General features: G+C 63.9%; 11 protein-coding genes. 3 read left to right on the top strand and 8 right to left on the bottom strand.

The features are described 5' to 3' along the window. Nucleotides 1-36: 36 nt before the first annotated feature. The gene (gene rpoH, locus ACVWWJ_RS02535) at nt 37-897 is read right to left on the bottom strand and encodes an RNA polymerase sigma factor RpoH (protein ID WP_159891057.1); all 861 of its coding nucleotides are present in this window, start codon (nt 895-897) and stop codon (nt 37-39) included. A 276-nt stretch (nt 898-1173) separates the two neighbouring features. On the opposite strand from rpoH, the gene ACVWWJ_RS02530 reads away from it, so the two are divergent. Continuing rightward, nucleotides 1174-1374: a type II toxin-antitoxin system PemK/MazF family toxin gene (locus tag ACVWWJ_RS02530; RefSeq protein ID WP_456966654.1), complete on the top strand. Its 201-nt coding sequence runs from the start codon at nt 1174-1176 to the stop codon at nt 1372-1374. A gap of 296 nt (nt 1375-1670) precedes the next feature. Here the strand turns inward: ACVWWJ_RS02530 and ung are convergent, their stop codons facing one another. The 6 genes from ung to ACVWWJ_RS02500 form a co-directional block, all read right to left on the bottom strand. Next, nucleotides 1671-2366, bottom strand: a complete 696-nt coding sequence (gene ung, locus ACVWWJ_RS02525) for a uracil-DNA glycosylase (protein WP_456966653.1) — start codon at nt 2364-2366, stop codon at nt 1671-1673. After that, the gene (locus tag ACVWWJ_RS02520) at nt 2363-3202 is read right to left on the bottom strand and encodes a response regulator (protein ID WP_200851595.1); all 840 of its coding nucleotides are present in this window, start codon (nt 3200-3202) and stop codon (nt 2363-2365) included. Before ACVWWJ_RS02520 ends, ung begins: the two co-directional genes overlap by 4 nt. 13 nt (nt 3203-3215) lie before the next feature. Further along, nucleotides 3216-4196 carry a permease-like cell division protein FtsX gene (ftsX, locus tag ACVWWJ_RS02515; RefSeq protein ID WP_063571480.1) on the bottom strand — a complete coding sequence of 327 codons (981 nt, stop codon included), beginning with the start codon at nt 4194-4196 and terminating at the stop codon, nt 3216-3218. Next, complete coding sequence (ftsE, locus tag ACVWWJ_RS02510; RefSeq protein WP_159891063.1) at nt 4193-4870, bottom strand: cell division ATP-binding protein FtsE; 678 nt, start codon at nt 4868-4870, stop codon at nt 4193-4195. Before ftsE ends, ftsX begins: the two co-directional genes overlap by 4 nt. 231 nt (nt 4871-5101) lie before the next feature. Continuing rightward, complete coding sequence (locus ACVWWJ_RS02505; RefSeq protein WP_456966652.1) at nt 5102-6031, bottom strand: IS110 family transposase; 930 nt, start codon at nt 6029-6031, stop codon at nt 5102-5104. A 227-nt stretch (nt 6032-6258) separates the two neighbouring features. Beyond that, the gene (locus ACVWWJ_RS02500; RefSeq protein ID WP_456966651.1) at nt 6259-8025 is read right to left on the bottom strand and encodes a DEAD/DEAH box helicase; all 1767 of its coding nucleotides are present in this window, start codon (nt 8023-8025) and stop codon (nt 6259-6261) included. Nucleotides 8026-8454: 429 nt separating this feature from the next. On the opposite strand from ACVWWJ_RS02500, the gene trxA reads away from it, so the two are divergent. Both trxA and rho read left to right on the top strand, forming a co-directional pair. Further along, nucleotides 8455-8781 (top strand): thioredoxin TrxA, encoded by a 327-nt coding sequence (gene trxA, locus ACVWWJ_RS02495; RefSeq protein ID WP_159891067.1) that lies wholly within the window; start codon nt 8455-8457, stop codon nt 8779-8781. Nucleotides 8782-8940: 159 nt separating this feature from the next. Continuing rightward, on the top strand, nt 8941-10860 hold the full coding sequence (rho, locus tag ACVWWJ_RS02490) for a transcription termination factor Rho (protein WP_456966650.1): 1920 nt from the start codon (nt 8941-8943) through the stop codon (nt 10858-10860). A 199-nt stretch (nt 10861-11059) separates the two neighbouring features. Here rho and ACVWWJ_RS02485 read toward each other — a convergent pair whose 3' ends face one another. Beyond that, nucleotides 11060-11908 (bottom strand): DUF3800 domain-containing protein, encoded by an 849-nt coding sequence (locus ACVWWJ_RS02485; protein ID WP_456966649.1) that lies wholly within the window; start codon nt 11906-11908, stop codon nt 11060-11062. Nucleotides 11909-12166 lie beyond the last annotated feature (258 nt).

Raw genomic sequence — 12166 nt, 5'->3', positions numbered from 1 at the left:
AGGGGGCCGTTCCGGATCTTACGCCCAACGACGCACTCAGGCGGCGATGGCGACGCGCATCTTCTTCATGGCGTTCGCTTCGATCTGACGGATGCGTTCGGCGGAAACGCCGTATTCGTCCGCGAGATCCTGCAGCGTGGCCTTGTTGTCTTCAGCGAGCCAGCGGCGCTGGATGATGTCGCGCGAGCGTGCATCCAGGTTACCGAGGGCCGACGACAGCGCACCCATCGAGTTCTTGCTCGCGTCTTCCTCGGCGAGGTTGTCGTACGGATCCGCACCTTCGTCGACGAGGAAGGCAGCCGGAGCCGGCTTGTCGTCATCGTCGGCGTCAGCCGGGGCCTCGAAACCAACGTCGCGGCCGGACAGGCGCGACTCCATCTCGCGGACCGTCGCCTCGGGCACGCCCAGATCCTGGGCAACCACGCGGACTTCCTCGGCGTTCATCCAACCCAGGCGCTTCTTGCTCTTGCGCAGGTTGAAGAACAGCTTGCGCTGGGCCTTGGTGGTAGCGACCTTCACGATGCGCCAGTTGCGCAGGATGAACTCGTGCATTTCGGCACGGATCCAGTGCACCGCGAAGCTGACGAGGCGAACGCCCTGATCCGGGTCGAAGCGCTTCACGGCCTTCATCAGGCCGATGTTGCCTTCCTGGATGAGGTCCGAGAGCTGCAGACCGTAGCCGTTGTAGCCGCGGGCCACGTGGACCACGAAACGAAGATGGGACATTACGAGCTGCTTGGCGGCGTCGAGATCGGCGTCGTCGCGGAAGCGGCGCGCCAGCGACTGCTCCTCGTCAAGGCTGAGCACCGGGATGCGATGGACCGCCGAGATGTAGGAATCCAGACTGCCAACGACGCTCGGGAGCCCGTAGTTACGGGTAGCGAGGACCTGAGACATGTGTGGAACCTCCTGAAAACTGGTGTGCAGATTAGCAGTCCCGAAGTGAGAGTGCTAAGTCATGCCGAAGTTCATATCGGTTAACTGTACGCTATGGTACAGAAATACCCCCAGGATGTCCAGAGGGGGTCTCAGAGGGTTCAGGAGGCAGACGGTTCCTTGGCCGCGGAAGACGCGGCGGAAAGGTCGTCGACGATGCTATGTGGCCGTCGCACCTACAGTTATTGGGGTTGAGGACTGGCTTTAAAGGGGTGAGGCGCGTCCTACCATAGGCCGATGGCCCTCGCGTTCCCGCCTGATCCCGGCACCGTTGTTATCTGCCGCTTCCCTGCGGCGGGAATGGTCGCGGGTGCCGAGATGGTCAAGATCCGACCAGCTGTGGTCGTTGGACGACCCCTGGAGGGGCGGCGCGGGCTAGTAAATGTGGTTCCCATAAGCATGACCGCGCCTGAGCTTGGGGGCCCCGGCTCGTCGTAGCGGGCATCGCAAGTTCGGCCAGGATCGTGTGGACGCTGCAACGATGGAAAGCATTCGTCGAGCGATCGCCTACATCTTCGAACTTTTCTGAAAAATATGGATTTTTGAGCCAAACGCGTTGCGTGTTGTGCGCCCAACAACTAAGTGCACTTGTCCGTCGGCAACAGCCGATCTCAAGACCTCGGTGAGACCTTCGGGTGGCAGCCGCGGCAGGCCGAATGCGCGATGACAAGCGCCTCGGATCCTAAACTGGCCCGCGAGCTTCGGCTCGCGGGCTTTGTCACATCTGGGGGACTTCAGAGCTCGGAGCGCGGCGGCAGCGACCAGTCGACAGGCGCCTCACCCCGCGACTCGAGATACGCATTCGCCTTGGCGAAATGCCCGCAGCCCAGGAAGCCGCGATGTGCCGAAAGCGGTGAGGGATGCACGCTGCGCAACACAAGGTGGCGCGTTTCGTCGATCAGCCGACCCTTCTTCTGTGCGTGGCTTCCCCACAGCAGGAACACAAGGCCCTCGCGCTCACGGTTCAACGCATCGATCGCAGCGTCGGTGAAGCCTTCCCAGCCCTTACCCTGATGTGACGCGGCCTGCCCTGCTTCCACGGTGAGCACCGCATTGAGCAGGAGCACGCCGCGGTCGGCCCACGGCGTGAGGCAGCCATGGTCGGGGCGGGGAATACCGAGGGAGCCCTCGATCTCCTTGAACATGTTCTGCAGTGACGGCGGCACGCGCACGCCAGGAAGCACCGAGAAGCTCAGGCCATGCGCCTGCCCCGGGCCGTGGTACGGATCCTGGCCGAGGATCACCATGCGCACTTTGTCGAAAGGCGTGTGCCCGAACGCGTTGAAGATGTCGGGGCCGGGTGGATAAATCTCCTTGCCCTGCGCTTTCTCATCGCGGAGAAATTGCGACAACGCCAGCATCTCCGGCCGATCGAGGTAATCGCCGACACGCTGCTTCCACGAGGCTTCCAACCGCACGCGATCGTTCAACCTTCCGCCCTTTCGCGAAGGTGCAGCGCAACACGCAGCTGGAAGAGTAGCTTGGTAATCAGCAACTTCTCTTCCACCGGCTTTTCGACCAGATCGTTGGCGCCGGCGCGCAGCAGCGCGGCCTGGTTCGCCGGATTCTCATCGCCGGTCATGATGAGTGTCGGCAACAAGCCCTTTCCGTATCCGAACTCGTTGCGAATGCACTCCACCAGATCGCCGCCGGTGAGTTCACCTTTCAGGCTCACGTCGGTCAGCACGATGTCCGCGCCGACTTCACCGCGCGTCTTTGCTTCGCGCAGGTAGTCGATCGCGTCCTCGGCACTGATGACATGCCGGACCGTGAGTCCGTATTTTTCCATCATGCGGCGCGTGGCCAGCGCGACCACGCGGCTGTCTTCCACGTAGAGCACTTCGCCTTCGGCACCGCCTTCGGGTCGCACGTAGCCACGGATGAATTCGGCGAGCGCGCCAAAGCCAAGCGACTTGTCGAAATAGTCGGTGACGTACTCACCCAGTTCGCGCCGGTGCAGGCGAGCTTCGACATCACCCGAGACGACCACGATGGGCATGTAGATCTGCGGGGCGGATTCGCGGACGAAGCGTGCCACGTCCAGCCCGTCCATGTCGGGCAGGCGCAGGGCGACAGTGACAAAGTCGAAGACGCCGCGCTGCAGTTCGGACTGGGCCTCGGCGCCGGTGGAAACACCGACGATCTCCACACCTGGCACTTCAGCCGCGACCACGCGCGAAATCAGCTGGCGGACGACTTTCGAGCCGTCGACCAGCAGGATTCGCGGCGCAGCGCCGGCAACACCCGAACCGATGTGAGATCCCACCCCTGTCTCCCCTTCAGGCCATCGCCGCGCGGCGAATTTGCCGAGCGCTGACGAGCCGCGCGCCCAGCCACCCGAGCAACGCCGAAGCGAAGGGTACCGAAAGCAGCAGCCATGCGGGGAGTCCGCCGAAACTGACACTGCCGTCGTAGGCAGCGGTGAGGCGCCCCACTGGACCGGCCATGGCCAGTTCGAGGACGACGGCCAGGACCACGGCCAGTATCCCCGCGAGCAAGCCGAGCCAGATGCCTGCATAAAGATACGGTCGACGAACGAAGGGGCGACTGGCGCCGATGAGGAGCAGCACGCCGATTTCGGCGCTACGGCTCTGGATATCCACACGAATGGTGTTGCCGACCACCAGGAGAGCGGCAATACCCAGGAGCAGGGCCAGCAGGGAAACCGCCCGGCTTCCCACGCCGAGCAGCGCATCGAGGCGCTGTCGCCAGGCGCCCGTGTCCTGGACCATGTCGACACCCGGTGTCGCCTTCATGGCCTCGACCAGGCGGTCGACCTGCTCGACCGGCAGACCCGGCTTCGGCTGCACCGATAGAACGTACGGAAGCGGATTCACATCGAGCGACTGCAGCGATCCGGAGAACCCCTGCACTTCCGCCAGCTCGTCGAGGCCATCCTTCGGCGTGCGCACGACGATTTCGGCGACTTCGGGGCGGCCACGCAGGGCCGAGGCGGCGGTCTCCGCCATGGCACCGTTCTGTCCGGGCTTCATGAACGCACTGATGGACTGGTTCCGGCCGAGGGCATCGCCCATCCGCTGAACATTGCCCAGCAGCAGGTAGAAGGCCAACGGCAGGGCCAGCGCCACGCCCATGACGGCGACCGTCAGCAAGGTGCCAAGCGGCCGGGCACCCAGGCGACGCAGGCTGATAGACAGGCTCCACACGTGGTGCTCGCGCCAGGCGCTCACGTGACGAGGGCCGCTGCGACGTGTCTTCTCCGGCTCGGGCTGACGGCGCTGTTCGCGAACGGCGTTCATACCACCTCCGTGGCGGGGACATCGGCAACGAGCTTGCCGTGGTCGAGGACGACGACGCGTTTTTTCATTCGCTTTATCAGCATCAGATCGTGGCTGGCGACGAGAACGGCAGTCCCGACCTGCTGGAACTCGGCAAACAGACCCATGATCTCCATGGCCAGTTGCGGATCGAGGTTGCCGGTGGGTTCGTCCGCGATGAGTACGGCGGGCTTGGCAACGATGGCGCGGGCAATGCCGACACGCTGCTGCTCACCCGTGGAGAGGGAGCCGGGCAGCTGTTTCTCGTAACTGAGCAGACCGACCTTCTCCAGGGCAGCACGCACACGGCGCCCGCGGTCGGCCGGCGCCACGCCAGCGATCACCAGCGGCAGCTCCACATTGGCGAAGACGCTGCGATCCATCAGTAGCCGGTGATCCTGGAAGACCATGCCGAGCTTTCGACGGATACGCGGAATATCGGAGGGACGTACGGTATTGAGCTTCTGGCCGTCGAGGGTGACGACGCCGTTGGTCGGACGCTCGATCATGGCCAACAGCTTGAGCAAGGTGCTCTTGCCGGCACCGGAATGGCCGGTGACAAAGGCCATCTCGCCGGCTTCGACGCTAAACGACACATCGGTAAGGGCCTGGTGATCGCCCTCGTACCGTTTACTCACCAGATCGAAACCGATCACCGCGTTACCCGTTGGCCCGTTGAACCCCAGAGGATAAGGGAAGTGGTGTGGGTTTTGCGGTGGGTGGGTCGCGGTTCGCGCTGATCGCCGATAAATCGGCTACTACAGGGGCATCGCCGCTGAAGCGGCTCCCACAGGAAGCCCGGTTACCTGAGCTGCTCGGGCTCGGTGTTGCCTGAGCAACTCGGGCTGCCCGGGCAACCGGGCTCGGTGTGGGAGCAACTGTCTTTTTCAGACAGCCGCCTCATGCCGCCAGCCGACCTGGTCACGGACCATCGCATTGATCGCCGTGATCAGCCATCGCATGCAGGCGACGAGAGCCACCTTGGCCACTTTTCCTCGCGCCCGTAGGGCGCGGTAGCGCTCTCCGAGGGCGCTGCCTTTGGTTCGGATGGCTCCCCAAGCCGCCATATACAGCGCGCGCCGCACGATCCAGCGGCCGGCACGCACATGCCGGGCGCCGTCGCGGCGACCGCTCTGGTCGACGTAAGGCGCCACACCGACCAGGGCGGCAATCTGCTGCCGTGTCAGCTGGCCCAGTTCGGGTAAATACGCGATCAGCGTCGCTTGCACGACGGGTCCGACGCCCGGCACCTCGCGCAATCGCGATGCCGGATCAACGTCCTTCGTCGCCGTTGCAATCTGTCGGTCCAGGTCGCGGATTTGCATGCTGGCCGCATCGATCATGGCCTGTAACGCTTGGCGAGCCGCCGTCAGCCTCGTCTGCTTCAGCCGCCGGAAGTTATCGTCGCGCTGGCTCACCATCTGCAAACGGCAACGTACCAGCTCGGCCAGGTCGGCGCGCTCGGGTGCCGGCGTCTGATAAGGCTGCGGCGTGATATGCGCGGCCATCCGCGCCAGGATCTGCGCGTCGAGCGAGTCGTTCTTGGCGAAACGCCCCATCGCTCTTGCGTAAGCCGTGGCGCGATGCGATGCCAGCCGGGTGACGCAATAACCCGCTTGCGCCAAGGCATCGACGATGCCTCGCTCGTAACCGCCCGTCGCTTCGATCGCGATATGCGGCACGTCCAAAGGCGCCAGAACGTGCAGTAAAGCACGGTGGCCTTCGGCCGTATTAGCGAAGCGCTCGCAGCGCTCCCCAGGAAAAAAACCCACGTCCAGCATGGATTTACCGGTGTCGATTCCTACATGGATGCTCATGACTTCACTCCGGAGTACGATCGGAAGTGAGAGCACCTCCACCATGCCCCGGCTTGTGAATTCGAGGTACGACTCGGGCAACTGTTCGGGCTATTGGTGGAGGGAGTGCGGCAGCCCCAGCTCCCACACGTGCTCGCAGCACCGCCGATGACGGGCTTGCCGCACTCCGCTCTCACCCCTAAGCCTACGCCGGTCCTAAGACACAAGCCGATTCATCGGCGATGCTTTCAGCTTCCGCCGAACAAACGACCGATGCGGCGGAAGAAACCGACCTTCTCCTGACCACCTGACTTGGCAGGGGCCGGGGCAGATGCGCTTGCCGACGGGCGATTGGCTGCCACCTGACGCGACGGACGGCGGTTCGGGTTGGCCTGGCTGTCAGCCTGGCGCGGCGCCGACGACGACTTCGGGCTCTCCGACTGAGTCGTTGTGCCATTGCCGTTCTCGACACCCTCGCGCGGGCCGCGACCTCGCCCACCACGACGACGACGCTTCTTCGGGGCGCCATCGGCGGCCATGGCCTCTGCAGCGGCCGGGAGGTCGGCAACCGTTTCGGCGACGATGACGGTCTTCACGGGCACTTCGACCGAAGCGGCAACGGCGGGAACATCCGGACGCGGTGTGCGCGGACGGCGCTCACCGGTGCCCGAGCGCTCGCGGCTGCCGGAACGCTCGCCGGTGCGGGGACCGCTTCGACCATCACGGCTGCCGCTGCGGCCACCCTTCTCCGGCGGTGCACCGCGGGTCGGGATGTGGCCGTCGTTGTCGTTCGGATCGTCGATCTCGTCCTGCACGCCGTCGGCGCGCGGACGCGGAGCCGGCATGACCAGCATCCGGGCTTCGATCGAGGCGGTCGGGATCTTCTGGTTGATGTAGGTCTCGATGTCCGGCAGACCCATGGCGTAAAGATCGCAAGCGAAGCTGACCGCGTCACCCTCGGCACCCAGGCGCGCCGTACGGCCGATGCGATGGACGTAGTCCTCGGCATCCTGCGGCAGGTCGTAGTTGAAGACGTGGCTGACGGCGGGGATGTGCAGACCGCGTGCGGCGACGTCGGTCGCGACGAGCAGGTCGATCTGGCCTTCCTGGAAGCGCTGCAGCAGCTTCTGGCGCTTCACCTGCGGCACGTCGCCGGAGATCGCACCGACTCGGAAATTGTGGCGCTTCAGACGGTCCGTGACGCGCTCGGCCGCGGCCTTGGTGTTGACGAAGATGATGCTGCGCTCGGTTTTGCTCTCCTCGAGCAGGTTGAGCAGCAGCGGCAGCTTCTCCTCCTTGGAGGGGAAGTAGACCACCTGGCGAACACGGTCGGCGGTGACATTCTCCGTCTCGACGACCATCTTCTCGGCCTCGTGCATGTGCTCGTAGGCGAGCTCCAGAACACGATGGCTCAACGTGGCCGAGAACAGCAGGACCTGGCGCTTCTCGCGAGCCGGCAGGCGGCGGAAGATGAAGCGCACGTCCTTGATGAAGCCGAGATCGAACATGCGATCGGCTTCGTCGATGACCATGACTTCAACACTGCCGAAGCCGAAGACGTCCTGCTTGTAGTAATCGAGCAGGCGCCCCGGGGTGGCGATGATGATGTCGCAGCCGTCGCGCAGCTGCTGGCGCTGCTTGTCGTAGTCGACGCCGCCATAGATCAGCGCGCTGCGCAGGCCGGTAGCCTTGCCGATGACCTGAAAGTCCTTCTCGATCTGGATCGCCAGCTCGCGTGTCGGCGCGATGATCAGGGCGCGCGGATCGGCGTCCTTGCGGTCCGGGGCGGCCGGGTTGTTGAGCAGGCGGTTCATCAGCGCGACCAGGAACGCGAAGGTCTTGCCAGTACCCGTCTGCGCCTGGCCGGCCACGTCGCGACCAAGCAGGGCGACCGGGAGGGTCAGCGCCTGGATCGGGGTGGTGCGGGTGATGCCGGCGGCGGCGAGGCCCTGCTGAAGCAGCGGATGAAGGTCGAAATTTTCGTAGAAGACGTCGGTGAGAACGGTTTGGGACATGGTGGGTGGGTGACCTGGAGTCTCGCGCCGCAAATGCGCGGCAGCGGCCCGGCAGCTGAAAGAGCCGCGGGACGGTGGGTGATCCGGCCGGCGTCACGGGAGAGTCGGGGGCGGCCGGTGCCATGCCGGCGGCCGTACGACGCGCCCGGCGCACGATGGCCGGAGGCGGCGGCGCGCGACCCGACGGCTCCCGCTGGCATAGGTGAAGGGGCTCTGGAACGGAGCCTGTTCACCTATGTCAACGAGAACCATCCCGTCGGCGCCCTTGAATCGCTTGTATCGCGCCCCTAGTTGCGTTGGAATGAGGGCCACCGGCTGCAATAGCCTAGACCTTCGGTTCCGGTTGGACCCGCGACATGGGGCTCCTTAGTGTAGCCGATGCTGGCGTCACGGTCGCCAACCCCCTTTCACCCCCTTTTGGAGATCACGGTGAGCGACAAGATCACCCACACGAGCGACTCTGCGTTCCAGGCAGAAGTTCTCGATTCCGACACCCCCGTCCTGCTCGACTTCTGGGCGGAATGGTGCGGTCCCTGCAAATCCATCGCCCCGGTGCTCGATGAGCTCGCCGGCGAGTACGAGGGCAAGCTGAAGATCGTCAAGATCAACATCGACGAGAACCAGCAGACCCCGCGCCAGTTCGGCGTTCGCGGCATCCCGACCCTCATGATCTTCAAGGACGGCAAGGTCGCCGGCACGCAGATCGGCGCCGTGGGCAAGGGCCAGCTGGCCAAGTTCATCGACGCCTCGATCTGATCGCTTTAGCTGTACGTTTCACTTAAGCCGCCGCGTGAGGCGCTTTACGCCGCGCCTCACGCGATGCTAGGCTTCAGAGGTTCGCCGGGACATGCCTTGTCCCCCATGCTGCGAACCCTCTCCCATTCTTTCTTCAACGGCGCCCCGTGAGGTTTGCCCGTGTCTGATATCGAAACTAAAAATCCCATTGACGCCAAGGGCGCCGGCGACACGCCTGCGACCGAACCGCGTCCCCGTACCCGCCGCAAGGCCCCCGCCGCTGAAGCACCTGCGGTAGAGAAGAGCGCTCCCGCGCCGGCTCCCGCACCCGTGGCGGCTCGTCCGCCAGCGCCGGTGCCGCCGCTTCCTCCCCTGCCCACCCCGACACCGGCACCCAGCCCGTCGCCGGCGCCGCAGGCTGAGCTCCAGCTCAACAACCAGCCGCCCGCCAGCCAGCAGGGCAGCCCGCAACAGGGCAACGAGGCGCGTCCCGCGCCTGGCGAAGCTCGTGACGGCAACAGCGGCAATGGCAACGGCCAGCCCCAGGGCGGCCAGAACCAGCAGATGAGCCGGGTCGAAAACCCGAACCAGCCGCAGAACCGTCATACCAATCCGAACAACCCCAACAACCCGAACAACGCCAACAACGTCGAGCGCGAGGGCCGCGGCCGACGCCGGCGCAACGAGCGCAACCAGCAGCGCCCGGGTGGCGGTGGTGGCAATCCGGGTAACACGGGTGGTGGCAATGGCGGCGGTAACAACTACCAGAGCCAGCGCAACAACAACGGCTACCCGGTCGACGACGACGAGAACGCCGACGCCGGCAGCAACGATCGCCTGATCAACCTGACCGAACTCAAGCGCAAGAATGCCATCCAGCTGCTCGAGTTCGCCGAGTCGCTCGGTGTCCGCGAGGGCGTCGCCCGCCAGCGCAAGCAGGACGTGGTCTTCAATATCCTCAAGGCCCACGCCCGTTCGGGCGGCGGCATCTGGGCGGAAGGCGTGCTCGAGATCCTGCAGGACGGCTTCGGCTTCTTGCGCTCGGCCGACGAGTCCTACCTGGCCGGCCCTGACGACATCTACGTCTCGCCCAGCCAGATCCGCCGCTTCAACCTGCGTACCGGCGACTACATCACCGGTCGCGTCCGCCATCCGAAGGAAGGCGAGCGCTATTTCGCGATGCTCAAGGTCGACGACATCAACGGCGATCCGCCGGAGGCGTCGAAGAACAAGCTGCTGTTCGAGAACCTGACTCCGCTGTTCCCGCGCAAGTCGTTCAAGCTCGAGCGTGGCAACGGTTCGACCGAGGACATCACGGGCCGCATCCTGGACCTGGTTGCACCCATCGGCCGCGGCCAGCGCGGCCTCATCGTCTCCCAGCCCAAGTCGGGTAAGACGATGATGTTGCAGAACATCGCCCAGGCCATCCAGTACAACCATCCGGACGTCCATCTGATCATGCTGTTGATCGATGAACGCCCCGAGGAAGTCACGGAAATCGCCCGCACCGTTCGCGGCGAAGTCATCAGCTCCACCTTCGACGAGCCGGCAGTGCGTCACGTGCAGGTCGCCGAGATGGTGATCGAACGCGCGAAGCGCCTGGTCGAGCACAAGAAGGACGTGGTGATCCTGCTCGACTCGATCACCCGCCTGGCCCGTGCCTACAACACCGTGGTTCCGAGCTCCGGCAAGGTCCTCACCGGTGGTGTGGATGCCAACGCCCTGCAGCGCCCCAAGCGCTTCTTCGGCGCGGCGCGTAACGTCGAGGAAGGCGGCAGCCTGACGATCATCGCCACCGCGCTGACCGACACCGGCTCGAAGATGGACGAAGTGATCTACGAGGAGTTCAAGGGCACCGGCAACATGGAAGTGCACCTGTCCCGTCGTATCTCCGAGAAGCGCGTCTACCCGGCCATCGACATCAACCGCTCGGGCACCCGTCGCGAAGACCTGCTCATCGAACCGGACCTGCTCGCCAAGATCTGGATCCTGCGCAAGCTCCTCCACCCGATGGACGAACTCAGCGCCATGGAGTTCATGCTCGACAAGATGAAGAACACGAAGTCCAACGACGAGTTCTTCAATTCGATGAAGCGCTAAGCGCGCCCCATCGAGTCCAGCGAAAGGCCGCCTCCGGGCGGCCTTTCTTGTTGGGACCTGTGCTGACGAATTCATCAGCACAAGAGTCTTATCCCTACGTGGTGTGACAAGAGACGACGCTTGTGAGGCGTTGCGGCCCGACCTAAACTACGTCCAAGTGGATTGGGGGTTCCCGGTCGGCGCTATAGCCTCGGTGAGTTCACCGGGGCTTTTCGCTTTCTGGGCCAGGAAGAACCGCCGGGCCCCGGCCGTCGGAGCCCAGCTTCCGGCAACTGCCACTGCCACCGCAAAAGAATTTGCGCTTCAGTATCTCGAATGCCCGATTGGTGCTTTCCGGCCGCAGTACAGAGAGTCCTATCGGCCGGGCGACCAGATCGGCGAGTTGCAAGCCTGAAGAGTTCGTCTTCTTATGGGCGAACTTGAGCGCAAAAGGAAGCTTCCTGCCCCAACGGTTAGCACCGTCGCAGATCCGGCCGAACTCGCGCTCAAGCTCGTGATCTTCCTTCTTGCCGCGGCACTCGACGACAACATGCGTCGGGTATGCGTGCTGCCGCATCTCTCGAACGAATTCGAACAGCGTTTCGAGACAAACGCCGAGGGCCAGGTGATAAGGATTGAGTCCCAGCGCAGCGCGCTCCTTTAGCCTCGTTTTGTGGATCACGCAACTGATCAGGACGAAGTTGCTGGCATCGATTATTTTCGTAAGGTCATTCAGGAAACCCTCCTTTCTTTTGCGATCTTTGAACAGAAAGACACCTTGCTCCTTGCGGATTTCACGCTCGTGCAGCACGACGATGTCATGTCCGAAGTACCTGAACTTGAGTAAGTCGATTTCGGGAACGACCCGTCGTGCATAGTGATCTTTCTGCAAAACACAGAACGCGAGTACGAAGATGGGATATTGAAGATCCAGCGACTCGAGACCGTGGTCTCCGCTCTCGTCGACGTAGACAACGTAATTACTGAACCGCCGCCCGGAGGTGCGTAAAGCAAGGTTGGCCTCAAGCCCTTGGATTTCTTCCGGCCCGCCGGACGCACGCTCGGTCATCGGTATCGCTGCCTCGCCCTGGAGCCGTCGACCCACGTCGATGCAGAAATTGTAGAAAAGCTGCGACCGAGAGCCTGCAAGGCATTTGCGGCGATTCGCGCAGGGGATATCCCGGCCACTCCAACAGGCCACCTACAACATCAAAGGTGACATCCTCAGCAGGCCCCCGAGTCATTTGCTAACCTGCGCCGCCGGGCATGGCACCTTTTCCCGGCAGGCATGCGCCCCCATGTGTGCGGCATCCGGTTACCGCCGCCC

The organism is Luteibacter sp. HA06, assembly GCF_054061215.1.
Note: the sequence above shows the minus strand (reverse complement) of the source record. Positions and strands in the feature narration are given on the sequence as shown.

Excerpts from the sequence above, each read along its gene's own strand:
- rpoH (WP_159891057.1), bottom strand. The coding sequence starts at position 897 with ATGTCTCAGGTCCTCGCTACCCGTAACTACGGGCTCCCGAGCGTCGTT.
- ACVWWJ_RS02505 (WP_456966652.1), bottom strand. The coding sequence starts at position 6,031 with ATGAGCATCCATGTAGGAATCGACACCGGTAAATCCATGCTGGACGTG.
- ACVWWJ_RS02530 (WP_456966654.1), top strand. The coding sequence starts at position 1,174 with ATGGCCCTCGCGTTCCCGCCTGATCCCGGCACCGTTGTTATCTGCCGC.
- ACVWWJ_RS02500 (WP_456966651.1), bottom strand. The coding sequence starts at position 8,025 with ATGTCCCAAACCGTTCTCACCGACGTCTTCTACGAAAATTTCGACCTT.
- ACVWWJ_RS02485 (WP_456966649.1), bottom strand. The coding sequence starts at position 11,908 with ATGACCGAGCGTGCGTCCGGCGGGCCGGAAGAAATCCAAGGGCTTGAG.
- ftsX (WP_063571480.1), bottom strand. The coding sequence starts at position 4,196 with ATGAACGCCGTTCGCGAACAGCGCCGTCAGCCCGAGCCGGAGAAGACA.